15 protein-coding genes are annotated in these 25,313 nt (G+C 69.3%); 9 read left to right on the forward strand and 6 right to left on the reverse strand.

Translation table 11 applies throughout. The annotated features are described in order from the left end of the window. Positions 1–31 precede the first annotated feature (31 nt). Positions 32–781: an SDR family NAD(P)-dependent oxidoreductase gene (locus ABD024_RS00080; RefSeq protein WP_343848433.1), complete on the forward strand. Its 750-nt coding sequence runs from the start codon at positions 32–34 to the stop codon at positions 779–781. 25 nt (positions 782–806) lie between these two features. Here the strand turns inward: ABD024_RS00080 and ABD024_RS00085 are convergent, their stop codons facing one another. Then, complete coding sequence (locus tag ABD024_RS00085) at positions 807–1,607, reverse strand: 3-hydroxybutyrate dehydrogenase (protein ID WP_343848435.1); 801 nt, start codon at positions 1,605–1,607, stop codon at positions 807–809. A gap of 126 nt (positions 1,608–1,733) precedes the next feature. Further along, complete coding sequence (speA, locus tag ABD024_RS00090) at positions 1,734–3,623, reverse strand: biosynthetic arginine decarboxylase (protein WP_343848437.1); 1,890 nt, start codon at positions 3,621–3,623, stop codon at positions 1,734–1,736. A 287-nt stretch (positions 3,624–3,910) separates the two neighbouring features. On the opposite strand from speA, the gene speE reads away from it, so the two are divergent. Next, complete coding sequence (gene speE / locus ABD024_RS00095; protein WP_343848440.1) at positions 3,911–4,780, forward strand: polyamine aminopropyltransferase; 870 nt, start codon at positions 3,911–3,913, stop codon at positions 4,778–4,780. 94 nt (positions 4,781–4,874) lie between these two features. Here the strand turns inward: speE and ABD024_RS00100 are convergent, their stop codons facing one another. Further along, on the reverse strand, positions 4,875–5,069 hold the full coding sequence (locus tag ABD024_RS00100) for an antitermination protein NusB (protein WP_343848442.1): 195 nt from the start codon (positions 5,067–5,069) through the stop codon (positions 4,875–4,877). A gap of 157 nt (positions 5,070–5,226) precedes the next feature. Between ABD024_RS00100 and ABD024_RS00105 the strand changes: the two genes are divergently transcribed. The 4 genes from ABD024_RS00105 (at position 5,227) to ABD024_RS00120 (ending at position 9,524) form a co-directional block, all read left to right on the forward strand. Next, complete coding sequence (locus ABD024_RS00105) at positions 5,227–6,258, forward strand: hypothetical protein (RefSeq protein ID WP_343848445.1); 1,032 nt, start codon at positions 5,227–5,229, stop codon at positions 6,256–6,258. Positions 6,259–6,373: 115 nt separating this feature from the next. Then, the gene (locus ABD024_RS00110) at positions 6,374–7,006 is read left to right on the forward strand and encodes a nucleotide-binding protein (protein WP_343848447.1); all 633 of its coding nucleotides are present in this window, start codon (positions 6,374–6,376) and stop codon (positions 7,004–7,006) included. Between the two features lie 58 nt (positions 7,007–7,064). Next, positions 7,065–7,538 (forward strand): SixA phosphatase family protein, encoded by a 474-nt coding sequence (locus tag ABD024_RS00115; protein WP_343848450.1) that lies wholly within the window; start codon positions 7,065–7,067, stop codon positions 7,536–7,538. 111 nt (positions 7,539–7,649) lie between these two features. Further along, positions 7,650–9,524, forward strand: a complete 1,875-nt coding sequence (locus ABD024_RS00120) for a phospholipase D-like domain-containing protein (protein WP_343848452.1) — start codon at positions 7,650–7,652, stop codon at positions 9,522–9,524. A gap of 771 nt (positions 9,525–10,295) precedes the next feature. Here ABD024_RS00120 and ABD024_RS00125 read toward each other — a convergent pair. Together ABD024_RS00125 and ABD024_RS00130 are read right to left on the reverse strand one after the other, a co-directional pair. Beyond that, entirely contained in the window at positions 10,296–10,847 is a 552-nt protein-coding gene (locus ABD024_RS00125) for an energy transducer TonB family protein (RefSeq protein WP_343848454.1), read from the reverse strand. A 52-nt stretch (positions 10,848–10,899) separates the two neighbouring features. Further along, positions 10,900–12,183, reverse strand: coding sequence for an acetyl-CoA C-acetyltransferase (locus ABD024_RS00130; RefSeq protein ID WP_343848456.1), 1,284 nt, complete (start codon positions 12,181–12,183; stop codon positions 10,900–10,902). 114 nt (positions 12,184–12,297) lie between these two features. On the opposite strand from ABD024_RS00130, the gene ABD024_RS00135 reads away from it, so the two are divergent. Together ABD024_RS00135 and ABD024_RS00140 are read left to right on the forward strand one after the other, a co-directional pair. Next, the gene (locus ABD024_RS00135) at positions 12,298–13,440 is read left to right on the forward strand and encodes a hypothetical protein (protein WP_343848458.1); all 1,143 of its coding nucleotides are present in this window, start codon (positions 12,298–12,300) and stop codon (positions 13,438–13,440) included. Between the two features lie 97 nt (positions 13,441–13,537). Beyond that, complete coding sequence (locus tag ABD024_RS00140; protein WP_343848461.1) at positions 13,538–16,012, forward strand: sensor domain-containing protein; 2,475 nt, start codon at positions 13,538–13,540, stop codon at positions 16,010–16,012. 18 nt (positions 16,013–16,030) lie between these two features. On the opposite strand, the gene ABD024_RS00145 is transcribed toward ABD024_RS00140, so the two are convergent. Further along, positions 16,031–16,495: a GNAT family N-acetyltransferase gene (locus ABD024_RS00145; RefSeq protein WP_343848463.1), complete on the reverse strand. Its 465-nt coding sequence runs from the start codon at positions 16,493–16,495 to the stop codon at positions 16,031–16,033. A 171-nt stretch (positions 16,496–16,666) separates the two neighbouring features. On the opposite strand from ABD024_RS00145, the gene ABD024_RS00150 reads away from it, so the two are divergent. Then, positions 16,667–25,309 (forward strand): glycoside hydrolase family 94 protein, encoded by an 8,643-nt coding sequence (locus ABD024_RS00150; protein ID WP_343848465.1) that lies wholly within the window; start codon positions 16,667–16,669, stop codon positions 25,307–25,309. The last annotated feature ends 4 nt before the right edge of the window (positions 25,310–25,313 follow it).

Raw genomic sequence — 25,313 nt, forward strand, 5'->3', positions numbered from 1 at the left:
GGCCGCAGCCATCCCCGCTAAACTTCCTCGCATGACCAAGACTGTCTGGATTACGGGCGCCACCTCCGGGTTCGGCGCCGCCACCGTGGAACGCTTCGTGGCCGGCGGCTGGCGGGTGATCGCGAGCGGCCGCCGTGCCGAACGGCTGCAGCAGTTGGTGGACGGGCACGGCGCCGAGCGCGTGCATGCGGCGGCGTTCGACGTTCGCGACGAGGCCGCGATGCGCTCCGCGCACGCGAACCTGCCGCCCGCGTTCGCCGGCATCGACCTGCTGGTCAACAATGCCGGCCTGGCGCTGGGCACCGCACCGGCGCAGCAGGCGGACCTGGCGCAGTGGAAACAGATGATCGACGTCAACGTCACCGCGCTGGTGTCGCTGACCCACCTGCTGCTGCCGCAACTGATCGAGCGCCGCGGCGCGATCGTCAACATCAGCTCGATCTCGGGCGGCTATGCCTACCGCGGCGGCAACGTGTACGGCGGCACCAAGGCCTTCGTCACCCAGTTCTCGCAGAACCTGCGCACCGACCTGCACGGCACCGGCGTGCGGGTGACCTCGATCGAGCCGGGCATGGCCGAGACCGAGTTCACCCTGGTGCGCACCGGTGGCGACCAGGCCGCGTCGGACCAGCTCTATGCCGGCGCCCATCCGATCACCGGCAGCGACATCGCCGACACGATCTGGTGGATCGCCAACCTGCCGCCGCATCTCGACATCTGCCGCATCGAAGTGATGCCGGTCAGCCAATCGGCGGCCGGGCTGCAGGTGCACCGCGGCTGAGGCCGCCGCAACCCGCAGGCCCCGATTACTGCATGAACCAGCCGTGGCTGACCACGATCGACTGGCCGGTCAGCGCGGCGGACGGGAAGGTGGCCAGGTACAGCGCGGTTTGCGCGATGTCCTCGACGTTGGTGAAGGTGGCATCGACGGTGTCCTTCAGCATCACGTTCCTGATCACGTCCGCCTCGCTGATGCCCAGCTCCTTCGCCTGCTCGGGAATCTGCTTCTCCACCAGCGGCGTGCGCACGAAGCCCGGGCAGATCACGTGCGAGCGCACGTTGTGCGGCGCGCCTTCCTTGGCCAGCGTGCGGGCCAGGCCGAGCAGGCCGTGCTTGGCGGTGACGTAGGCCGACTTCAGCTTCGACGCCTCATGCGAGTGCACCGAGCCCATGTAGATCACGATGCCGCCGCGGCTCTTGCCGGTACCGTCATCCTTGTACATGTGCTGCAGCGCGGCCTTGGTGGTGAGGAAGCCGCCGTCGAGATGGATCGCCAGCATCTTCTTCCAGTCGGCGAACGCGAACTGCTCGATCGGGTTGATGATCTGCACGCCGGCGTTGGAGATCAGGATGTCCAGACGGCCAAACGCGGCGACCACCTTGTCCGTGCCGGCATTGACCGCGTCCTCGCTGGTGACGTCCATCGCCACGCCGAGCGCCTTGCCGCCGGCTGCATTGATTTCCGCTGCCACCTTGTCCGCGGCGCCCTGGTTGATGTCGGCGATCGCCACGCTGGCGCCGTGCTGCGCGTACAGCTCGGCGATCGCCTTGCCGAGACCGCTGGCTGCGCCGGTGATCAGGGCGACCTTGCCGTTCAGACTTGTCATGCGCTGCTCCTTCGTAAGGAATGGGGAGGGCGCGATCGCGGGACCGCACCCATCCGCCGGATTGTAGGCACCGCCACGACGGCCGCCATCGGACCTTGGGGCTGGCCGGGCACCACCGTCACACCATCAACGAACGTCTTCAGCCAGGTAGGTGTACGCGGTGAGTCCGCCGTTGAGCGTGTCGTACAACCGCCCGGCTTCATCGCCGGTCACGCCGGCGCTGGCAATGCGCTCGCGGTAGCTCTGCCGCAACACCTCCAGGTCATAACCGACGTAATCGAGCATCAGGTCGGTGGTGTCGCCGCGGCGCTTGTGCCCGAACACGTAGCCGTCGCCATCCACGCGCACGTTGACCGCATCGGTGTCGCCGAACAGGTTGTGGATGTCGCCCAGGGTCTCCTGGTAGGCGCCGACCATGAAGATGCCGAGCCGGTAGCTTTCACCGTCCCGCAGCGGGTGCAGCGGCAGGCTGACGTCGACACCTTCGGCATCGACGTAGTGGTCGATGCGGCCGTCCGAATCGCAGGTGAGGTCGACGATCACGCCGCGTCGGGTCGGCTGCTCGTCGAGCCGGGCGATCGGCGCGATCGGGAAGATCTGGCCGATCGCCCACACGTCCGGGATCGACTCGAACACCGAGAAGTTGACGAAGTACTTGTCGACCAGCTTCTCGTCCAGCTCGTCCAGCGCAGCACGATGCGAGCGTTCCGCCGGCAGCAGCCGCGTGCGCACGGCGTTGGCAATCGCGTAGTACATCTCGTCCAGCCGCGCACGGTCGGCGAGTGCCAGCTGGCCCAGCGCGTACAGCGTTTGGCCTTCGTTGAGATGGTGCTGCGCCTCGTGGAACAGTTCCAGTGCGGGGCGGTGGTCCAGTTCCTCATACGTTTCGCGCAGCCGGCGCAGCACCGCCGGTTCATCCACGCACGGCGGCGGGATCGCGCCGGGGGGTACTTCTTCCACCTCGGTCACGTTGACCACCATCACCGCGTGGTGTGCGGTCATCGCACGGCCCGCCTCGGTGAGGATATGCGGCGCATCCAGCCCTTCGGCGGCCACCGCCTCGGCCAGCGACTGCACGATGGTGGCGGCGTACTGCTCGATCGAATAGTTGATCGAATTGTGGCTGCGCGAGCGCGAGCCTTCGTAGTCCACGCCGAGGCCGCCGCCGACGTCGACGATCTCCAGCGGCACGCCCATCCGGCGCAACTCGACGAAGTAACGCGTGGCCTCGCGCATGCCGTTGGCGATGTCGCGCACGTTGGAAATCTGCGAGCCCATGTGGAAGTGCTGCAGCTTCAGCGTGTGCTTGAGTCCGGCCGCGTCGAGCCGTTCGATCAGGCTCAGCACCTGCTGCGGCGACAGCCCGAACTTGCCCTTGTCGCCGCCGGTGTTCTGCCACTTGCCGGCGCCGATCGAGGCCAGCCGCACGCGCACGCCGAGCAGCGGCTCCACGCCCAGTGCCTTGGCCTCGCTGAATACGTGATCCAGTTCGGACAGCTTCTCGATCACGATGTGCACGCGCAGGCCGAGCTTGCGCCCGATCAGTGCCAGGCGGATGTATTCGCGGTCCTTGTAGCCGTTGCAGATCACGATGGAACCTGGCCGCGCCATCGCCAGCACCGCCATCAGCTCGGGTTTCGAACCCGCTTCCAAACCGAAGCCATGCGTGCCGGCGGCGACCAGCTCGCCGGCCACGCCGCGTTGCTGGTTGACCTTGATCGGGTAGATCGCGGTATAGCCGCCCGCATACCCGCTGTCGGCAATCGCGCTGGCGAACGCGCCCTGCAGCCGCGCCAGCCGATCGGCGAGGATGTCCGGGAAGCGCACCAGCAGCGGCAGCCTGAGGCCTTCGCCGCGGGCGCGTTCGACAATCTGCGGCAGCGACAGTGCCGGGCCGTTCGCGCCGCGCGGGCGCATCACGATCTCGCCGGCCGGGCTCACGTCGACGTAGCCATCGCTCCAGTGCGGCACGGCGTAGGTGTGGCGGGCGGAGTCGGTATTCCAGGGGTTCGACATCAACATGGTTCCTTTTACCAACGGATGATGTCGTCGCAGCGGCGAGCCTTGACGGTGTTGCTCGACGAAGGAGCACGAGCCCGAGCGACCGGAAGCCTCGCACGCCGCGGGGCCGATCGGACTGGTCGGCGGCCGGCGCGCTGCGCCGGCCATGCCAGGGCGCCATTGTAATGGGCGCCTGTGACGATATGCGCATGGAACGCCAGGGTGCTCCCGGGACGTTCACCGCGGTTGTCGCTACAATGGGCGGTCTTGCTCTTCCACCCGGTTCGCCAGGAACGCCCGCCATGTCGCAGCAGCTCGCGTCAAATGAAGTCAGCTGGTTCACCGAGGCCCATCAGGCCTCCGGCTCTTCCATCGGTTTTCGCACCGAGCAACTGCTGCATGCGGAGAAGACCCCGTTCCAGACCATCGAGATCCACAAGACCACCGACTGGGGCAACCTGATGGTGATCGACGGCTGCGTGATGCTGACCACGCGCGACAACTTCTTCTATCACGAGATGATGACCCACCCGGCGCTGTTCACCCATGCGCGCGCCAAGCGCGTGGTGATCATCGGCGGCGGCGACTGCGGCACGCTGCGCGAAGTGCTCAGGCACGAGGAAGTCGAGCACGCGGTGCAGGTGGAGATCGACGAGCGCGTGACCCGCCTGGCCGAGGAGTATTTCCCCGAGCTGTGCGAGTCCAACGGCGACCCGCGCGCCGAGTTGCTGTTCATCGACGGCATCAAGTACATGGCCGAGGCCGAGCCCGAGTCGCTGGACCTGATCATCGTCGACTCGACCGACCCGGTCGGCCCGGCCGAGGGCCTGTTCAACGCCGCGTTCTACGCCAGCTGCTACAAGGCGCTGCGTCACGGCGGCCTGCTGGTGCAGCAGAGCGAATCGCCGCTGGCGCATATCGACCTGATCAAGTCGATGCGGTCGGCCATGCGCACCACCGGCTTCAACGCGGTGAAGACGCTGCCGTTCCCGCAGCCGTGCTACCCCACCGGCTGGTGGAGCTGCACGATGGCGCGCAAGGGCGGCGACCTGTCCGGCTTCCGCGAGCGCGGCGCGATCAGCAAGAACTTCCCCACCCGCTACTACAACGCCGAGATCCACAAGGGCGCGCTGGCCCAGCCGGAGTTCATGCGCGAGGCGTTGGGCGAATAAAGCCGGGAATAGGGAATAGAGAACGAGGAATAGAAGAGCCACGGCGGGTCGCTCCTCCCATTCCCTGTTCCCCACTCCCTACTATTCCCCGCCCTCAAAACATCTTCGAGCGCACCTTCGGCAGCAGCACCAGCAGCAACGTGGCGAGCGGGCCGAACAGCAGCGACAGCAGGAACCACAGCAGGCCGCTGCGGTTCTTGCCCTGCGCCAGGGCGGTGTTGATCAAGGCCAGCGTGCCCCAGCCGACAAACCAGGGTGCGCCGCCGGCGAATGTCGACAGATGATCCACTACGCGTCTCCCGAACGATGACATGAGGGCGCGGCCCTGCGCCGGGACTCCCATCCTAGCAAGCCTTGTCGCTCCGATCCGTCTTCGCCGACCGACGGATCAGCCGCGCTTAATCCCCGGGCGGTATGCTGCGCGCTTTGACTGCGGACCCCAGCCCATGATGCGTGGATTGCATTGCCTCGTTTTGACGTGCGCCTTGTCGCTGGCCGTCGCGCCGGCATTCGCCAGCAAGACCGCCGCCGGCAAGAGCCATGGCACGCCGGACAAGGCGGCCCAGGCCCGCGACAAGGCCCAGCTCGCGTTCCAGCGCGACCTGGTCAGCGTGCTGGCGCCGGGCGGCGACCCGTTGCGGCTGCTCGGTGCGGCCCTGCTGGCGCGGCCGCTGTTCAACCAGACCCCGAGCAACAGCTTCCACCGCCTGATCGAACGCGCCACCCAGGCCGAAGGCGCTGGCGCGGCGGCGTACTGGATGCAGCTGGCCGATTGCGACGCCAACGCCGACGCCTGCCCAAACGGCGAAGCGCTGCAGCATCTGCTCGGCCAGGCGCCGGACAACGCCGCGGTATGGCTGCTCAAGCTCGGCGCCGACGCCCGCAGCATGAAGCAGGACGCCGCCCGCGAGGACCTGGCCAAGGCCGCCGCGGCGAAACTCTACGACGACTACGCTGGCACCAGCCTGCAGGCGCTGGCCACCTCGGTCGGCGTGTTGCCGCCACCCGCCGACACGCTGGACCCGGCCCACCCGGGCGGCGCGGTGGGCATGCAGACCGTGCTGGTCTACGGCCTGGCCGGCACGCAGCCGCAGCCGAGCCTGCAGCTGATCGCCAAGCTGTGCGAGAACGCCGGCCAGGATGCCTCGATCAAGGCCGACTGCCTGGCCCTGGGCAAGACGCTGGAGTGGGGCTCCAGTCCGCTGGCGCGTTCGCTCGGCCTGCACCTGCGCGAGCTGCTGGCCGATGACCCGGCGCAGCAGCAGGAAGCGAAGGCCGCCCGCCGCAACCTGGTCTGGCAGGTGCAGAGCTTCACCCAGCTGCTGGCCCGGGCGCCGGATGACGCGGCGCTGGCTCAACGCCTGCTGGCACTGGCTCGCAGCGGCGGCACCGAGATGAGCCTGCAGCTGGCCGCCCTGCGCGACAACGGCATTCCGGCCGAAGCGCCCGCCGACTGGCAGCCGCGCAAGACGGAGTGAATCGAGCAGGGGTCGGAGGAACCCACGCTGCCGCGCTGCACGTTCCCCGTTCCCTGTTTCCCTTTCCCGCTCCCCCCGGTAGGCTTGGTCCACCTTCCGTGGCAGGGGTGATCCGATGCTTACGACGCTGGTGGCAAGCAGCAAGGGTGGTTGCGGCAAGAGCACGCTGGTGACGCAACTGGCGTCGCACTGGGCACAGGCGGGGCAGCACACCGCGATCATCGACGCCGACCGGCAACACTCCAGCCTCCGCTGGGCCGAGCTCAGACCGGACAATGTCCCCGGCGTGCTGGCGCTCGACAGCGGCCGCCGCAGCCTGCAACGCGTGCCGCCGGACACCCAGCAGCTGCTGATCGACACCCCCGCCGGTTCCGGCGAGCGCGAGCTGGAACCCTTCATCGACGTGGCCGACGTGCTGCTGGTACCGGTGCTGCCGTCCTCGTTCGATCTCGACGCCACGCTGCGCTTCCTCGGCGAACTGCAATCGATCAATCGCATCCGCCGCGGCAAGCTGCCGGTGGCGCTGGTCGCCAACCGGCTCAAGCCGTGGACCCACGCCAGCCAGGACGCGCTCACCCAACTCGCCGAGCAATCGCCGTTCCCGATCGCCGCGCAGCTGCGCGACAGCCAGGCCTATGTGCTGCTTAGCGGCCTCGGCAAGGGCATCTTCGATTACCAATCCGAACAGGTCCGCAGTCACCAGCAGGACTGGAAGGCCCTGTTGCGCTGGATCAAGCGCCAGCACTGAAGCGCGCCCCTCCCGACGTTCATCGCGCGCCTGCGCAACCACACCCCCGGAGTTCCCCATGCACGAACTGATCCTGTTGCGACACGCCGAAGCCGTACCGATAGAAGCCTCCGGCGACGACCGGCAACGCCCGCTCAGCGCGCGCGGCGAGCGGGAAGCCCAGGCTGCCGGGCTGTGGCTGACCGCACACGGCCTGCGCCCCGACCGCGTGCTGTGTTCGCCGACCCGGCGCGCCGACGAGACCACCCGGCTGGCGCTGGCCGCCATCGACAACGCACCGGTGCCGCAACAGGCCGACGAGATCTACGACGCCTCGCCCGGCGAACTGCTGGCCCTGCTCGACCAGCACGCCGACGCCGGCACGGTGCTGCTGGTCGGCCACAACCCCGGCATGGAGCGGCTGGTCGCCCTGCTGGTCGAAGGCCGTTCCGACGAATTCCGCGGCATGCCGCCCGGCGCGCTGGCCGTGTTGCACCTGGACGGCGCACTGGAGCCGGGCAACGCGCGCCTGGACGCGTTCTGGTCGCCCTGACGCGCGCGCCGGCCTGACCTGGACAGGTCGCGCCAGCCATCCGGCGCGGCCATGCGACGCCTGCCGCCACTCCCTCACGGTCACGGCACGCACAAAACGTATCATCCCTGCATGCCTGTCCTGCACCGACTCACCCTTCCGCTGCTGCTCGTGCTCCTGTTGCTGCAAGGCTGCACGGTGTCACGCGCGCAGATCCGTCGCGCCGATGCGGTGGCCGCCGCCACCACCGATCGCCGTGTCAGCTGCACGCAGGCCGATCATTGCGCGCAACCGTCGCCGCTGCTGGCCGCCGCCACGGAAGCACTGGCCGCCTCCACGCCGGAGCGGCCGGTGCATGTGGTCACCCTGCTCGACGACTCCGAGCCGGCCATGGCCGCGCGGATCAACCTGGTGCGCGCGGCGCGGCAGTCGATCGACGTGCAGACCTTCATCTGGGACCAGGACGACGCCGGCCAGCTGATGCTGGACGAACTGGTGCAGGCGGCGCGGCGCGGAGTGCGCGTGCGCATCCTGGCCGACCAGCTGTTTTCCTTCGACGACCCGGACCTGCTCGACCGGCTGGCGCGGGTCAGCCCGAACCTGCAGGTGCGGCTGTACAACCCGACCTTCCAGAAAGCCCACACGCAACCGCTGGAATTCGCCGCTGGCGTGCTGTGCTGCTTCATGCAGTTCAACCAGCGCATGCACAACAAGCTGCTGCTGGTGGACGACCGCATCGGCATCACCGGCGGGCGCAACTACCAGGATCGTTACTTCAACTGGGACGACACGTTCGACTACGTCGACCGCGACGTGATGGTCGGCGGCCCCGCCGCGCAGCAGATGGCGGCCAGCTTCAAGCTGTTCTGGAACCACCGGCGCTCGGTAGCGCTGACCCACCTGCGCGACGTCAACCGGCGCATCCTGTCCGACCGCGCGCCACTGGTCTGGCCGACCCCGCATTACCTGCGGCCGGCGCGGGTGGCCCGCGTGCAGCAGGCCGCCGAGGATCCGGCCTGGCTGCAAGCCTGGCTGGTCGACGCCTCGCTGCGGGTAGGCAAGGTCGACTACTTCAGCGACCTGCCGGCGAAGACCGACAAGCCGGACAAGCGGCGCGCACTGGATTTCACCCACCACATCATGCGCATGATCGGCGCGGCGAAACGCGAGGTGCTGCTGCAGACACCGTACCTGGTGATGAGCAAACACGCCCAGCACATCTTCCGCGTGCTGCACCGGCGCGCCGATCCGCCGCGGGTGATCGTCTCCACCAACTCGCTGGCTTCGACCGATGCGTTTGCCGTGTATGCGATGTCGTACAAGCACCGCAAGCGCTACCTGAAGAAATTCGGCTTCGAGATCCACGAGATGAAGCCGCACGCACCCAGCGCGGCGGTGGACAACGAACTGGCCAACCTCGGCATGGATGCGGCCGGCCCGCCGCGGGAAACCGCCGGGCCAGCCGGCGCCGCCGAGGCGCGCTTGCACCTGCTCGGCAGCCGCGGCAGCAACAATCGACCGGCACCACTGCGCAGCGAAGGCCGCCGCTTCGGCCTGCACGCGAAGTCGATCGTGGTCGACGACGCCTTCGCGATGATCGGCTCGCACAACTTCGACCCGCGCTCGGATCGCTACAACACCGAAGCCGGCGTGATCGTCTACGACCACGGCTTCGCCGACCAGCTGCGCCACAGCGTCATGCGCAGCACGCAGCCGGAGAACGCGTGGGTGATCGCACCGCGACAGTCGAAGGTGCCGGTGCTGACCGACATCAACCAGGCGATCGGCACGGTCTCCGAGCAACTGCCGCTGTTCGACCTGTGGCCGTTCCGCTACGCCACCAGCTACGAGCTCAAGCCCGGCTGCCAGCCACTGCGCGCCACCGACCCGAACTTCTACGCCTGCTACCAGCCGGTCGGCGATTTCCCCGACGTGGCGCTGTCGCCAAAGCTGATCATCACGCGGCTGGTCACCGCGTTCGGGGTGGGCGCCAAGGGCGTGCTGTGAGCGTCGCTGGCCGTGCCTTTCGCTCCGAGAAAATCGCTTTCGCGGCTGTGTTTTTTGAAGCAAGAGCAAAGAGCTTTCGTCCTCCTTCGGAGGTCGAGTCACTTTCTCTCGCTTGCCCGAGAGAAAGTAACCAAAGAGATGGGCACCCCACTTGGCGCTTGCCGGGCTCCTGCCCGGCAAGTCCGTGAGCCGGGGCCGGGCTTTTCGCCAGGGCATCCTGCCCTGGCGAAAAGGCATCGACATCCCTGTCGATGCCCGCTGCGCGGCCTGTCGACCCCGACTCACCGCCGCGCAAGGGACCCCGGGTAGAGCAGCGGGCCATCGTGGCCCGCACTCGATGACAAAGCCGAAAAGCCACAGCAAGGCATCGCTCCGCCGCGGCTTCGCACTTGAACTGGCTTTTCTGAAAAGTACGCGCAGGATGCGCGTCGCTCTACCCGGGGTCCCCTCTGAAGCGGCGGGCGGGTGGAGGAAAGCCCGCAGGGTGGTTCGCAGGGATGCAAGCCAATTTGGCGTCAGGGCAGGCGACGGCATGGATGCCGGAGTTGAGGCAACGCAGGAGCGGTTGTCCGATGCCCTGTCGACAAACCCCGTAACCCGCACGCGAACTTTCCGGGCAGGATGCCCGGAAAGCGCGGAAGCGGGGGGTCGTTTTCTCTTGGTTACTTCTCCTTTGGACAAGCAAAAGAGAAGTAACTCGCCCTCCGCAGGAGGGCGAAAGCTCTGCGCTTTCGCTCAAAGGCACGCCCGCTCAACGATTGGACCAAGGCCCTACGGCAGTTGCGCGATGCGGTCGCCCTGCGAGGAGAAGCGCATCGGCAGTTCGCCGCTGAGGCCGTCGGGGCAATCCGTCGGTACCGCGAAGCGCCAGCCGTGCACGCTGCGCAACGCGTGCTCGTCGAGTACCGGATCGCCACTGGACTGACTGATGCTGGCGCTGCGTACCTGGCCGGCGCCATCGACGTCGACACGCAGCAGCACGCGGCCGTCCAGATGGCCGCGCAGCTTGTACCACGGTTGCGACGTGTCGGCGGGCATCGCCAGCGGCACCAGTTCCGGTGTCGGCGGCACGCTGGCCTGCGCAGCGCCAGCGTCGACAGCGGAGAGATCGGCCGGCACGCGCGTGGTTCGCACCACGCGGGCAGGAGCATGCGAGCGCCGCGGCGCGGGCGGGGCACGCGGCGCGGATGCCGTCCGCGCGGCGGCATAGCGCGGCGGCGGGCCCGACCAGTCGGTGGTCAGCGCGCTGAGCCAGCCGGTGCCGGCAATGCCGACGGCCAGAGCGAGCAAGCTGAGGGTGGTGGTGGTGCGCAGGCGAAACATAGCGGCCTTTATGCACCCTCCAGGGCGAATCGCGGCTGAAGCCGCCGACCCGTCACCGTTCGAGGATCGCGGTGACGCCCATCCCGCCGGCGGTGCAGATCGAGACCAGGCCACGGCCGGAGCCCTTCTGCTCCAGCATCTTCGCCAGCGTGGCGATGATCCGCGCGCCGGTGGCGGCAAACGGGTGGCCGACGGCGAGGCTGGAGCCGTGCACGTTGAGCCTGGCGGGGTCGATCGAACCGAACGACGCGTCCAGGCCAAGCCGGTTCTTGCAGTAGTCGGCCGACTCCCACGCGCGCAGCGTGCACAGCACCTGCGCCGCAAACGCCTCGTGGATCTCGTAGTAGTCGAAGTCCTGCAGGGTCAGCCCGTTGCGCGCCAGCATGCGCGGCACCGCAATGGTCGGCGCCATCAGCAGGCCTTCGCCGTGCACGAAATCCACCGCCGCGACTTCGGCGTCGCGCAGGTACGCCTGCACTTTCAGGCCACGCTGCGCGGCCCACGCGTCGCTGCCCAGCAGCACCGCCGCGGCACCGTCGGACAAACCGGTGGAATTGCCGGCGGTGAGCGTGCCGTGGCCGGAGGTCTTGTCGAACGCCGGCTTCAGCGAGGCCAGCTTGTCCATGGTCGAATCCGGGCGCAGGAAACCGTCGCGCTTCAGGCCGCGGAACGGCACCAGCAGCTCGTCGAAAAAACCGGCGTCGTACGCGGCAGCCAGCTTGTGGTGACTGTCCAGCGCCAGCTGGTCCTGCGCCTCGCGGGTGACATGCCACTCCTTCGCCATCTGCTCGCAGTGGTCGCCCATCGACTTGCCGGTGCGCGGCTCGGCCACGCCGGGGAACGACGGCTTCAGCTCGCCGAGCGAGAACCCGCGCAGTGCCACCTTCAGCTTGTCCAGCGGCGTCTTCGCCCGGTTCATCGCCAGCAGCCGTTTGCGCAGGCGGGGGCCGTAGACGATCGGCACGTCCGAGGTGGTATCCGAACCGCCGGCGATGCCGGCCTCGATCTGCCCGGCGGCGATCTTGTTGGCGATGATGATCGCGTTGTCCAGCGACGTGCCGCAGGCGCGCGCAGTGGTGATGCCGGGCGTGGTCGGCGCCAGCCCGGAGCTGAGCAGCGCCTCGCGTGCCAGGTTCCAGTCGGACGAGTGCTTGATCACCGCGCCCATCACCACTTCACCCAGCTCCACGCCGTGCAACCCGAAGCGCTCGACCAGCGCGCCGAGCACTTTCACTGACATGCCGAAGTTGCCGACGTCGGCATACGCCGTGTTGTTGCGGCAGAACGGGATGCGTACGCCGCCGATGATGCCGACGCGCCTTTGCGTGTTTTCCATGCTCGGAACAGTCCACCACTCAAGTCTGTCAAGGCTAACCCGCCATGCCGCGCGGCGGAAGCCCAAAACGCTGAATGGTAGAATCAGTTCTCTTTGCCCAAGGATCACCGCCTCGTGGAAGCGCAAACGCTGCTCGCCCTGCCGGTCGTGCTGGCCCTGGAACCGGTCGCGGGCGAGCCACCGGCTCCGCTGACGCTCACCCGCGACGCGGCGGCCGAACTGGCCGCCCTGGTCGCCGCCGACCTGCACGCGCTGGTGCCGCAGGTCGACGCCGCCCGGCTGGCGCTGGCCGGCGCGCTGTTCGACCAGGTCGAGCTGCTGCGGCCGGGCTTCCCGGTGTGGGCCACGCTGGACGAGCTGGCGAAGCGCGTGCCGCGCGGTCATCTACAGAACGTGGTGGCCTTCGGCAGCCATGAGGGGCACATGCCGGCGCCGTCGCTGGAACCGTCGCCGGTGTACGCGGAAGGCCCGATGCGGCTGTTGCCGATGAGCCTGCTGGCGCCGGCGGAATTGGCCGAGGAGCTGTCCGAGCAGCTGGAGATCCAGCTGGTCGGCCGTGGCGAGGCCGGCACGCTGACCGCCGACTGGCTGATGCGCGCGCTCGGCATCCGGCTGGAGCACGTGCGCTACCTCAGCCGCAACGACCTGCTGGCGCTGACCTGCGTGCAGTACGAGCACGTCAACCTGGCACCGTTGTGGGCGCTGCTGGAGGCGGCGCTACTGACCCCATACCGCGAGGAAGCGACGATGAGCGCACGCGGACTGGCCCTGCGCTACGCCGACGGCAAGGTGCTGGCGCAGTCGCCTGCACAATGGCTGGCCGCGCAGGGCGGCGACGTCGCGCAGCGCGCGCATGGGTTCGCCGGCATCGTGTTCGAACTGCGCCAGTACGCCGCGCTGCTCGACGCGCACCAGCTGCCGCTGCAGTTGCAACCGGACACCACAGGGCAGACCGAAGCGGCCGACGGCTACCTGCTGGAGACGCTCGCCGCGGTGGAACCGGGCTACGACCCGCCGACACTGTTCGCCCACGAAGCGCCCGGCCTCGGCGTGGTGGCGATCACCGTGGCGCAACGCGGCGACGGCGGCCGTGCGCGCGCGCTGGCGCACGCTTACCCGCTGCAGCCGCAGGCGCTGGGGCCGTTGCTGGCACTGCTGACGGACCGTTACGGCAGTGCCGGCGAACTGCACGCGCTGGGTCGCGTCGTGCTGGATGGCGACGGCCGGCTCGGCGCACCACCCACCGCCTTGCACTGAACCCCTCGGGGCCGCGAATCGGGTAGCTGGGCAACGGCGCCAACTCGGCGCATGATGGCAAGGCGCCGACAGGGGGCGCCATGCTGACGGAATGACCATGCGGCCGCTCAAGCCTGCCGAGGTATCGCCATCGCTTCCGGATGAAACCGACTGGCCGGCACGGGTGGCCCACGGCACGCCCGCGCTGCTCGCCTACCTCGACCTCGAGCAGCGCTTCCGCTTCGCCAACGACACCCACCGCCGCTGGCTCGGCATCGATCCGCAGCAACTGATCGGCCGACGCCTGATCGACGTGGTCGGCCGGCGCAACCACGAGCTGGCCAGCGCAGCGCTGGCGCGCGCTTACGCCGGCCGCATGGCCAGCTACGAGGGCGAGCTGTACAACGGCAGCGAGCGGCGCTACGCGCACGGCAACTTCCAGCCCGACCTGGACGCCGGCGGCCGGGTCCGCGGCATCTTCACCGCGCTGGTCGACATCACCGAACGGCACGCCCTGGAACTGCAGCTGCACGAGAGCGAGCAGCGCTTCTTCGGCGCGTTCCAGCATGCCGCGATCGGCATGGCGCTGACCCATCCGGACGGCCATTTCCTGCGCGTCAACGCAGCGGTCTGCCAGATGCTCGGTTACCGCAAGGACGAACTGCTGCAGCTGGACATCGCCAGCCTCACCCATCCCGACGACATCACCGCCGACGCCGAGCTGATGGCGCAGCTGCTAGCCGGCCAGCGCGAGTCGTACCAGCTGGAGAAACGCAACTTCCACAAGGACGGCCACGTGGTGCATATCCAGCTCAGCGTGTCGCTGGTGCGCGACGAGCCGGGCACGCCGCTGTACTTCGTCTCGCAGGTGCAGAACATCAGCCAGCGCAAGGCGTTCGAGGACGCGTTGCATCGCGAGCGCGAACTGGCCGAGGTGACCCTGCGCTCGATCGGCGACGCGGTGATCACCACCGACCGGCAGCTGTGCATCACCTCGCTCAACCCGATCGCCGAGGCGATGACCGGCTGGACCGGCATCGAGGCGCAGGGCCGGCCGATCGAGGAGATCTTCCAGCTGTTCGATGCGCAGCATGGCCACGCCGTGGCGAATCCGCTGCGCGCGGCGATCGGGCACAACACCATCGTCGACCTGGCCGGCAAGACCCTGCTGCGCCACCGCCATGGCTTCGACACACCGGTGGAGGATTCCTCGGCGCCGATCCACGACCACGCCGGCAACGTGATCGGCGGCGTACTGGTGTTCCACGACGTCAGCGAAACCCGTGCGCTGGCGTTGAAGATGATCCATCTGACCCAGCACGACACGCTCACCGGGCTGCCCAACCGCAGCCAGTTGCACGACCACATCGGCCAGGCGATCACCACCGCGAACCGCCGCCAGCAGCGCGCGGCGCTGCTCTACATCGACATCGACAACTTCAAGCAGGTCAACGAGCTGCATGGCCACGCTGCCGGTGACCGGGTGCTGCGCGCGTTCGCCGCCCAGCTGCATCGCTGCCTGCCCGGCGACGAGCTGCTGAGCCGCCACGGCGGCGACGAATTCGTGGTGATGCTGCCGCACTTGGAAAGCGCGGGCGAGGCGGCCAGCCTGTGCCAGACCCTGATCAACCACGGCGAGCAGACCCGTGTCGACGGCCTGCCCGAACTCGGCCTGCAACTCAGCATCGGCATCAGCGTGTACCCGGACGATGCGCTCGAAGCGGACGACCTGCTGCAGCACGCGGAGACCGCGCTGGTCGCGGTAAAGACGCAGGGCCTGCACGGTTACCGCTTCTTCACCGCATCGATGAACGAGCGCACGCGAGCGCGCCGGCGGATCGAGACGGCGCTGCGCCAGGCGCTGCCGCGGCACGAGCTGGGCCTGCACTACCAGCCCAAGGTGGACGCGCAGAGCGGCCGCATCGTCGGTGCCGAGGCGCTGCTGCGCTGGCAGGTGGACGGGCGCGAGCTGTACACGCCGGACCAGTTCATCCCGGTCGCGGAGGACTCCGGGCTGATCCTGCCGATCGGTGCCTGGGTACTGCGCCAGGCCTGCCGGCAGGCGCAGTTGTGGCAGCGCCACGGCCGCCCCATTCCGGTATCGGTGAACGTCTCGCCGCTGCAGTTCCAGCACGCCGAGTTCTACAACTGGCTCGACGAGGTGCTGGACGGCAGCGGACTAGAGGCCGGCCTGCTCGAACTGGAACTGACCGAGCGCATGGTGATGTCCGGCGGCGACGCCACCACCGGCCTGCTGCAGCGGATCAAGCGACGCGGCGTACGGCTGTCGCTGGACGACTTCGGCACCGGCTACTGCAGCCTGTCGTACCTGAAGCATTTCCCGATCGACGCGCTGAAGATCGACCGCATGTTCGTGCGCGACATCACCACCGACCGCGACACCGCCACCATCACCAGCGCGATCATCGCGATGGCGCGCAGCCTCAACAAGGAGGTGATCGCCGAAGGCGTGGAGACGCGCGAGCAGGGCGCCTTCCTGCGTCATGCGGGCTGCTCGCAGCTGCAGGGTTTCCTGTACGGCGCGCCGATGCCGGCGGCGGCATTCCAGAAGCTGCTGGCCGAACCCGCCTGAGCCTTCCGCCCTACGAAGCTACGCCGCGGAGTCCGACAGCAGCGCCTCGTACATGAAGTAATGGCAACGCTGCATGCCGAGCCCTTCGTAGGTCGCCTGCGCGCGCCGGTTCTCGGTTTCCACGTACAGGCGCAGGCCGACCGCGCCGGCGGCCGCGGCGCGTTGCGCGACGTCGGCATACAGCGCACGGAACGCACCGTCGCGGCGCGCGGCGGGAACCACGTAGACGCTCTGGATCCACCAGAAGTCGCCGTCGCGCCAGTCGCTCCACTCGTAGGTCACCAGCAGGCAACCGACTGCCACGCCGTCGCGCTCCGCCACCAGGTAGAAGCCACGCCGCGGCTGCTCGAGCACGCCCGCAACACCGCGCTCCAGCGTCGCGGGGTCGAGCCGCTTGTGTTCGGTCTCCCAGGCCATCGCCGCATTCCAGGCGGCCAGGTCGGGCAGGTCGGTGAGGGTAGCGGCGCGGATCTGCAACGACACGGCATGGCTCCGGTAGAGGCGGGCGCCCATCGTAGCGTGCGCCGTCTTCACATGCCGGCGCGTAGGGTCGGACCGAGCCGGCGGTCGCAGCCCCTCGCACGGGTTCCCGCCAGCACTCCGCCCGCATGGACGCCTCGTGGCCGATCCCACGAGGCCCAAGGAAAACCGCTTTTGAACATCAGCAACCTCCTCGACCTGCTCAAACTGCGCCGGCTGAGCGCGTTCCGCCGTCGTCGTGCGGCCGCACGCACGCGGCCGGAACAGGAGCCGGCGCTGCGCGCAGAGCTGTTCAGCACCGAGCAGATGGAGCGGCATGGCCGCACGCTGGCCGGCCAGCACCGGCTGAGCGCGCGCTCCAGGATGGACCTGCTGCTGGTGCGGCTGGCTGACAACGAGGCGGTGCTGACCCACACCTGCGAGCGGCTGACCGATGCCACCCGCAAGCGCCGGCGGATCACCCCGGCCGGCGAATGGCTGCTGGACAACTTCTACCTGATCGAAGAACAGATCCGGATCGCCCGCCGACATCTGCCGAAGGGCTACAGCCGCGAATTGCCACGCCTGGCCAACGGCCCGTCGGCCGGCCTGCCGCGGGTCTACGACATCGCGCTGGAAATCATTTCGCACGGCGACGGCCGGGTCGACACGCACAGCTTGCTGCACTTCATCGGCGCCTACCAGGACGTCACCCCGCTGCGGCTGGGCGAGCTGTGGGCGATCCCGATCATGCTGCGGCTGGCGCTGATCGAGAACCTGCGCCGGGTCGCCGCGCGGGTGATGGCGGACTGGGGCTGCCGCGGCAAGGCCGTGCGCTGGGCCGACAGCATGACCAGCACCGCCGAGCGCGACGCGAACTCGGTGGTGCTGGTGGTCGCCGACATGGCGCGCTCGAACCCGCCGATGAACGGCCCGTTCGTGGCCGAGATGGCACGCCGGCTGCAGGGCCAGAGCCCGGCGCTGGCGCTGCCGCTGAGCTGGATCGAGCAGCGCCTGGCCGCCTCGGGGCAGAGCATCGAGCACCTGGTGCAGCTGGAAGCGCAGCAGCAGGCGGCCAACCAGGTCACGATCAGCAACAGCATCGGCAGCCTGCGCACGCTGTCGGCGATCGACTGGCGCGATTTCGTCGAGCACTCCAGCCTGGTCGAGCAATGCTTGCGCGAAGATCCGGCCGACGTCTACGCGGCGATGGATTTCGCCACGCGCGACCGCTATCGCCACGTCGTGGAAGCGATGGCGCGCCGGCACCGGCTGACCGAGCTGCAGGTGGCCGAGGCGGCGATCGCACTGAGCCAGGCCGACGCACCCACCGACTGCACCGTGCCGTTGCCGCAGCACGTCGGCTACTACCTGATCGACCGCGGCCGGTGCCGGCTGGAGCAGCAGCTGGGCATCCGGCCGCCGCTGCGCGAGACGCTGCGCCGCGGCTTCGACCGCGCGCCGCTGCCGATCTACCTGGGCCTGCTGGCGCTGCTCACGTTTGCGTTCGCGCAGCCACTGGTCGCCGTCGGCGCGCACGACCGCTGGCCGACGTGGGCGCTGCTCGCGCTGGCGATTCCCGCCGCGATCCTGGCCAGCCAGCTGGGACTGAGCCTGCTCAACTGGATCGCCACGCTGTCGATCGCGCCGCAACAGCTGCCGCGCATGGATTATTCGCACGGCATCCCAGCCAGCGCGCGCACCCTGGTGGTCATTCCCAGCCTGTTCGCCAGCGCGCAGGACGTCGACGAGCTGGTCGAGTCGCTGGAGGTGCGCTTCCTCGGCAACCGCGACGAGCAACTGCACTTCGCCCTGCTCACCGACTTCGCCGACGCGGACCACGAAACCCTGCCCGATGACGAAGCGCTGCTGCAGCGGGCGCAACGACGCATCGAGGCGCTCAACGAACGCTATGCCGACGGCGGGGCCGACCGCTTCTTCCTGTTCCACCGGCCGCGCCACTGGAATCCGGGTGAGCGGTGCTGGATGGGCCACGAGCGCAAGCGCGGCAAGCTGGCCGACCTCAACGCGCTGCTGCGCGGCAACGCACACGGCCGCTTCATGCTCGTCGTGGGCGACATCGCGGCGCTGGGCCCGGTGCAGTACGTGATCACCCTGGACACCGACACCGAGCTGCCGCGCGACGCGGCGCAGGCCTTCGTCGGCACCATCGACCACCCGCTCAACCGCGCCGTGTACGACCCGGAGCGGCGCCGCGTGGTCAGCGGCTACGCGATCCTGCAGCCGCGCGTGGGGATCAGCCTGCCCAGCACCGCGCGCTCGCGCTACGCGCAGTTGTACGGCAGCGATGCCGGCATCGACCCGTACACGCAGATGGTCTCGGACGTTTACCAGGATGTATTCGGCGAAGGTTCGTTCATCGGCAAGGGCATCTACGCGATCGACCCGTTCGAACGCACCTTGGACGGCCGCTTCCCGGACAACCGCATCCTCAGCCACGACCTGGTCGAAGGCTGCCACGCGCGCTCGGGCCTGCTCAGCGACGTGCAGCTGTTCGAGACCTACCCGGCCCGCTACGGCGCCGACGTGAGGCGCCGGCATCGCTGGATCCGCGGCGACTGGCAGCTGCTGCCGTGGCTGCTGCCATGGGCGCCGACCGCGCACGCCGGCTGGCGCCGCAATGCGCTGACCGCCCTGTCGCGCTGGAAGATCCTCGACAACCTGCGCCGCAGCCTGGTGCCGGTAGCGGTGCTGGTGCTGCTGGTGGCCGGCTGGCTGCTGGTTGCGCCGGTGCTGTCGTGGACCGTGGCGGTGCTGTCGATGGTGCTGGTGCCGCCGCTGCTGTCGGCACTGCTGGAGCTGGTGCAGAAGCCGCGCGAGGTGCAGCTCGACCAGCACCTGCGCGCCGGCTTCCAGGCCGGCCTGCAGCACCTGGCGCGGATGGCGCTGGGGCTGGCATGGCTGCCGCACGAGGCGCTGTACCACCTCGATGCGATCGTGCGCACGCTGTGGCGCATGGCGATCAGCCAGCGCCACCTGCTGCAGTGGCAGACCTCCAGCGAGGTCGAGCGACGCAGCGGCAACGCACCGGCGACGCTGTGGCGGTCGATGTGGATCGGTCCGGTGCTGGCCGTGCTGCTGGGCGTGGCGCTGGTACTGCAGCGTCCGCTGGCGCTGTGGCTGGCGACCCCGCTGCTGCTGCTGTGGCTGGGCTCGCCCGCGATCGCGTGGTGGATCAGCCAGCCGCGCACGCCGGACGCGTTCGCGCCGAATGCGGCGCAGCGGCGCTTCCTGCGCACGCTGGCACGGCAAACCTGGGCGTTCTTCGACACCCATGTCGGCGCCGCCGACCACTGGCTGCCGCCGGACAACCTGCAGGAGCAACCCGGGCCGGCGATCGCCCACCGCACCTCGCCCACCAACATCGGCATGGCGCTGCTGGCGAACCTGGCCGCGCACGACTTCGGTTTCCTCGGCGCCGGCCGCCTGCTCGAACGCACGCGGCTGAGTCTGGCCACCATGCAGCAGCTGCCGCGCCACCGCGGCCACTTCTACAACTGGTACGACACGCAAAGCCTGCAGCCGCTGGCGCCGCTGTACGTCTCGGCGGTGGACAGCGGCAACCTGGCCGGCCACCTGCTGACCTTGCGCCCCGGGCTGGAGGAACTGCCCGACCAGCCGGTGTTCCAGCCGCGCGTGCTGCACGGCCTGCTCGACACGCTGGCGTTGCTGCACGACACGCTCGACGCCGACGCCGCACGCGCGCTGGAACCGCTGCGCCAGCAGCTGCAGGCCGGACTCGTCACGCCGCCGGCGATCACCGGCGCAGCCACGGTGCTGCTGCAACGGCTACGCGGACATGCACAGGCGCTGCAGCCGAGGCTCGACAGCGAACCCGGCAGCGACGCGCGATTCTGGCTCGATGCACTGCTCGCGCAGTGCGACGAGCTGTGCGCCGAGGCCGCCGCGTTCGAGCTCGACCCGCCGGCGGACGATGAGGTCGGCTTCAGCGGCATTCCCACGCTGCGCCAGCTGGGCCGGATCGAACCGCTCGCGTGGCCGGCCGAGGCCGACGCCGAAGGCGTGCGCGAACGCGCGCGCGCGCGCCTCGCCGCGATCGAACAGCTGGCGCAGCAGGCCGGCGAGCTGGCGTTGGTGGACTACCGCTTTCTGTACGACGGCGCGCGCGACCTGCTGGCGATCGGCTTCAACGTGGACCAGCGCCGGCTCGACGCCGGCTACTACGACCTGCTGGCGTCGGAGGCGCGGCTGGCCAGCTTCGTCGGCATTGCGCAGGGCCAGCTGCCGCAGGACAACTGGTTCTCGCTGGGGCGCCTGCTCACCACCGTCGGCGGCGAACCGGTGCTGCTGTCGTGGACCGGCTCGATGTTCGAGTACCTGATGCCGATGCTGGTGATGCCCAGCTACGAGGGCACCCTGCTCGACCAGACCTGCCGCGCCGCGGTGACGCGACAGATCGAATACGGCAGCCAGCTCGGCGTGCCGTGGGGTGTTTCCGAATCCGGCTACAACACGCTGGACACGCACTTCACCTACCAGTACCGCGCGTTCGGCGTGCCCGGACTGGGGCTGAAGCGCGGGCTGGGCGACGACGTGGTGGTGGCGCCGTACGCCAGCGCGCTGGCGCTGATGGTGGCGCCGGCCGCGGCCACGCGGAACCTGCAGCGGCTGGCCGAGGCCGGCGCGCGCGGCCGCTTCGGCCTGTACGAGGCGATCGACTACACCCCGGCGCGGCTGCCGATGGGCCAGGACTCGGCCCTGGTGCGGCAGTTCATGGCGCACCACCAGGGCATGAGCCTGTTGGCACTGGGCCATGCGCTGCTCGATCGGCCGATGCAGCGGCGCTTCGAATCCGACCCGCAGTTCCAGGCCACCAGCCTGCTGCTGCAGGAACGCGTGCCGAAGACCGCGGCGGAATACCTGCACGCCGCCGGCTTCCCCGAATCGGACGGCAGCGAGCGCCCGACCGAGGCACGGCTGCGCGTGTTCGCCGACCCGGACCGCGCGCGCCCGGCGGTGCAGTTGCTGTCGAACGGCCACTACCACGTGATGCTGAGCAGCGCCGGCGGCGGCTACAGCCGGCGCGGCGAGCTGGCGCTGACGCGCTGGCGCGAGGACATCACGCGCGACCACTGGGGCATGTTCTGCTACCTGCGCGACGTCGCCAGCGGCGACTGCTGGTCCACCGCGTACCAGCCCACGCTGAAGAAGACCGAGCAGTTCGAGGCGATCTTCTCCGACGCGCGCGCCGAGTTCCGCGTGCGCGAACACGAATTCGACGCGCACACCGAGATCGTGGTGTCGCCGGAAGACGACATCGAGCTGCGCCGCACCCGCATCACCAATCGCAGCCGCACGCGCCGCACGATCGAGCTGACCAGCTACGCCGAGGTGGTGCTGGCACGGCCGCTCGCCGACGCACTGCACCCGGCCTTCAGCAAGCTGTTCGTGCAGACCGAACTGGTGCCGGCACTGCAGGCGATCGTGTGCACACGGCGCCCGCGCGCCGCCGACGAGCACGTGCCGTGGATGTTCCACCTGCTGGCGGTGCACGATGCCGACATCGACGCGATCTCCTACGAGACCGACCGCGCCCGTTTCATCGGCCGCGGCCGCAGCACCGCCGAGCCGCAGGCGCTCGATCGCGAGCAGGCGCAGCTGTCCAACAGCGCCGGCTCGGTGCTCGACCCGATCGTGGCGATCCGCTGCCGCATCACGCTGGAGCCGGAACAATCGGCCACGATCGACTTCGTCACCGGCATCGCCGAACGGCGCGACGACTGCCTGCGGCTGATCGGCAAGTACCGTGACCGCCACCTCGCCGACCGCGTGTTCGACCTGGCCTGGACGCACAGCCAGGTGCTGCTGCGCCAGCTCAATGCCAGCCTCGCCGACGCGCAGCTGTACGAGCACTTGGCCACCTCGATCATCTACCCGAACGCGAGCCTGCGCGCCGAACCGGCCGCGCTGCGCGGCAACCGCCGCGGCCAGTCCGGGCTGTGGGGGCAGGCGATCTCCGGCGACCTGCCGATCGTGCTGCTGCAGATCGCCAGCCCGGCGCGGATCGAACTGGTGCGCCAACTGGTGCAGGCACACGCGTACTGGCGACTGAAGGGGCTGGCGGTGGACCTGGTGATCTGGAACGAGGACCGCGCCGGCTACCGGCAGGAGTTGCACGACCAGATCATGGGCCTGATCGCCTCCGGCAGCGAAGCCAGTCTGCTCGATCGCCCCGGCGGCATCTTCGTGCGCCCGGCGCAGCAGCTGTCCAGCGAGGACCGGCTGGTGGTGCTGGCCAGCGCGCGGATCATCCTCAACGACGGCCGCGGCAGCCTGGCCGAACAGATCGGCCGGCGCCGAGTGGGAACCCATGCGCCGCGCTTCGAGCCAAGCCGGCCGAAGCGCATCGGCAGCGCCATGCTCGCCACCAGCGCCCGCGCCGCCGCGACACTGCAGCTGGCCAATCCGCACGGCGGCTTCAGCAGCGATGGCCGCGAGTACGTGATCACCCAGGCCGCTGGCGACAGCACGCCGGCGCCGTGGTCGAACGTGCTGGCCAACCCGCACTTCGGCACGGTGATCTCCGACAGCGGCAGCGCGTACACCTGGGGCGAGAACGCGCACGAATTCCGGCTCACCCCATGGCACAACGACCCGGTCGGCGACGGCGGCGGCGAGGCGCTGTACCTGCGCGACGAGGAGACCGGCCAGGTGTGGTCGCCGACTCCGCTGCCGTGCCGCGGCAGCGGTACGTACGTGACCCGCCACGGCTTCGGCTACAGCGTGTTCGAGCACCATGAGGATGGCATCCACTCCGAGCTGTGGGTGTACGTGGCGCTGGATGCGTCGGTGAAATTCTCAGTGCTGAAACTGCGCAACGAGTCCGGCCAGGCGCGCCGGCTCAGCGTCACCGGCTACGTCGAATGGCTGCTCGGCGACCTGCGCGAGAAGACCGCGATGCACGTGGTCACCGAATCGGACCCGGCCAGCGGCGCGCTGCTCGCGCGCAACGCGTACAACACCGAGTTCCCGAACCGGGTGGCGTTCTTCGACGTCGACGACGCCGGCCGCAGCATCGACGGCGATCGCAGCGAATTCCTCGGCCGCAACGGCAGCATGCGCGCACCGGTCGGGCTGGGCCGCGCGCATCTGTCCGGCCGGCTCGGCGCGGGGCTGGACCCGTGCGCGGCACTGCAGTCCAGCGTGAACCTGGACGACGGCGAGCAGCGCCAGCTGATCTTCCGCCTCGGCCTGGGCCGCGACGCCGCCGACGCCAGCGCACTGGTGCAGCGCTTCCGCGGCAGCGGCAGCGCCGCCGACGCGCTGGACAAGGTGCGTGCGCACTGGGCGCGCACGCTCGGCACGGTGCAGGTGCGCACGCCGGAGCCGGCACTCGACGTACTCGCCAATGGCTGGCTGCTGTACCAGACCATTGCCTGCCGCATGTGGGCGCGCAGCGGCTACTACCAGTCCGGCGGCGCGTTCGGCTTCCGCGACCAGCTGCAGGATTCGATGGCACTGCTGCACGCCGCACCCGCGCTGTCGCGCGCGCAGCTGCTGCTGTGCGCCGCGCACCAGTTCGTCGAGGGCGACGTGCAGCACTGGTGGCACCCGCCGCTGGACCGTGGGGTGCGCACCACCTGTTCCGACGATTACCTGTGGCTGCCGCTGGCCACCAGCCGCTACGTGCTGGCCGGCATCGACCGCGGCGTGCTGGACGAACGGATCGGTTACATCGAGGGCCGCGAGCTGCACCCCGGCGAGGAGTCGTACTACGACCTGCCGCAACCCTCGGGCCTGCACGAGACGCTGTACCAGCACTGCGTGCGCGCGATCGAGCGCAGCCTCGCGCAGCGCGGCGCGCACGGCCTGCCGCTGATCGGCGGCGGCGACTGGAACGACGGCATGAACCGGGTCGGCGAAAAAGGCCGCGGCGAGAGCGTATGGCTGGGCTTCTTCAGCGGCGAGGTGCTGGTCCGCTTCGCCGAGGTGGCCCGGCTGCAGGACGACGAGGCGTTCGCGCAACGCTGCGAAGGCGAAGTGGCCCGGTTGCGCATCGCGCTGGAACAGCACGGCTGGGACGGCGCCTGGTACCGCCGCGCCTGGTTCGACGACGGCACGCCACTGGGCTCCAGCGGCAACGACGAATGCCGGATCGACTCGATCGCGCAGAGCTGGTCGGTGCTGTCCGGCATGGCCTCGCCGGAACGCCGGCAGCAGGCGATGGATGCACTGGATGCCCACCTGGTGCGCCGCGACGCCGGCCTGGTGCAATTGCTGCGGCCGCCGTTCGACAAGTCCACGCTCGACCCCGGCTACATCAAGGGCTACGTGCCCGGCGTGCGCGAGAACGGCGGCCAATACACCCACGCGGCGATCTGGGCCACGATGGCGTTCGCCGAGCTGGGCGACAGCACGCGCGCCTGGGAACTGCTGCGCATGATCAACCCGGTCAACCACGGCATCGACGCCGCGCAGATGGACGTCTACAAGGTCGAGCCCTACGTGGTCAGCGCCGACGTCTATGCAGTCGAGCCGCACGTCGGCCGCGGCGGCTGGAGCTGGTACACCGGTTCCGCCGGCTGGATGTACCGGCTGATCGTGGAGTCCCTGCTGGGCCTGCGCCTGGAAGCCGGCAAGCTGCGCTTCGCGCCGGTGCTGCCGCCCGAGTGGGAAGGCTTCTCCATCGACTACCGCCATCACGACACGGCCTACCGGATCAACCTGCGCCAGAGCGAGGCCGGCACGCCGAGCACCGTGTGGCTGGACGGCGTGGCGCTGGCCGATGGCTGCATTCCGCTGACCGACGACGGGGCGGAGCACAGCGTGGAGCTCAACTGGCCGCGCAGCGATTGAAGGC

The organism is Rhodanobacter soli, assembly GCF_039523495.1.
GTDB classification, from domain to species: Bacteria; Pseudomonadota; Gammaproteobacteria; order Xanthomonadales; family Rhodanobacteraceae; genus Rhodanobacter; species Rhodanobacter soli.

What these genes read in the sequence shown, in the direction of transcription:
- speA (WP_343848437.1), bottom strand. Translation starts at nt 3,623, where the DNA reads ATGTCGAACCCCTGGAATACCGACTCCGCCCGCCACACCTACGCCGTG.
- ABD024_RS00080 (WP_343848433.1), top strand. Translation starts at nt 32, where the DNA reads ATGACCAAGACTGTCTGGATTACGGGCGCCACCTCCGGGTTCGGCGCC.
- ABD024_RS00130 (WP_343848456.1), bottom strand. Translation starts at nt 12,183, where the DNA reads ATGGAAAACACGCAAAGGCGCGTCGGCATCATCGGCGGCGTACGCATC.
- ABD024_RS00140 (WP_343848461.1), top strand. Translation starts at nt 13,538, where the DNA reads ATGCGGCCGCTCAAGCCTGCCGAGGTATCGCCATCGCTTCCGGATGAA.
- ABD024_RS00105 (WP_343848445.1), top strand. Translation starts at nt 5,227, where the DNA reads ATGATGCGTGGATTGCATTGCCTCGTTTTGACGTGCGCCTTGTCGCTG.
- speE (WP_343848440.1), top strand. Translation starts at nt 3,911, where the DNA reads ATGTCGCAGCAGCTCGCGTCAAATGAAGTCAGCTGGTTCACCGAGGCC.
- ABD024_RS00115 (WP_343848450.1), top strand. Translation starts at nt 7,065, where the DNA reads ATGCACGAACTGATCCTGTTGCGACACGCCGAAGCCGTACCGATAGAA.
- ABD024_RS00110 (WP_343848447.1), top strand. Translation starts at nt 6,374, where the DNA reads ATGCTTACGACGCTGGTGGCAAGCAGCAAGGGTGGTTGCGGCAAGAGC.
- ABD024_RS00120 (WP_343848452.1), top strand. Translation starts at nt 7,650, where the DNA reads ATGCCTGTCCTGCACCGACTCACCCTTCCGCTGCTGCTCGTGCTCCTG.
- ABD024_RS00125 (WP_343848454.1), bottom strand. Translation starts at nt 10,847, where the DNA reads ATGTTTCGCCTGCGCACCACCACCACCCTCAGCTTGCTCGCTCTGGCC.
- ABD024_RS00085 (WP_343848435.1), bottom strand. Translation starts at nt 1,607, where the DNA reads ATGACAAGTCTGAACGGCAAGGTCGCCCTGATCACCGGCGCAGCCAGC.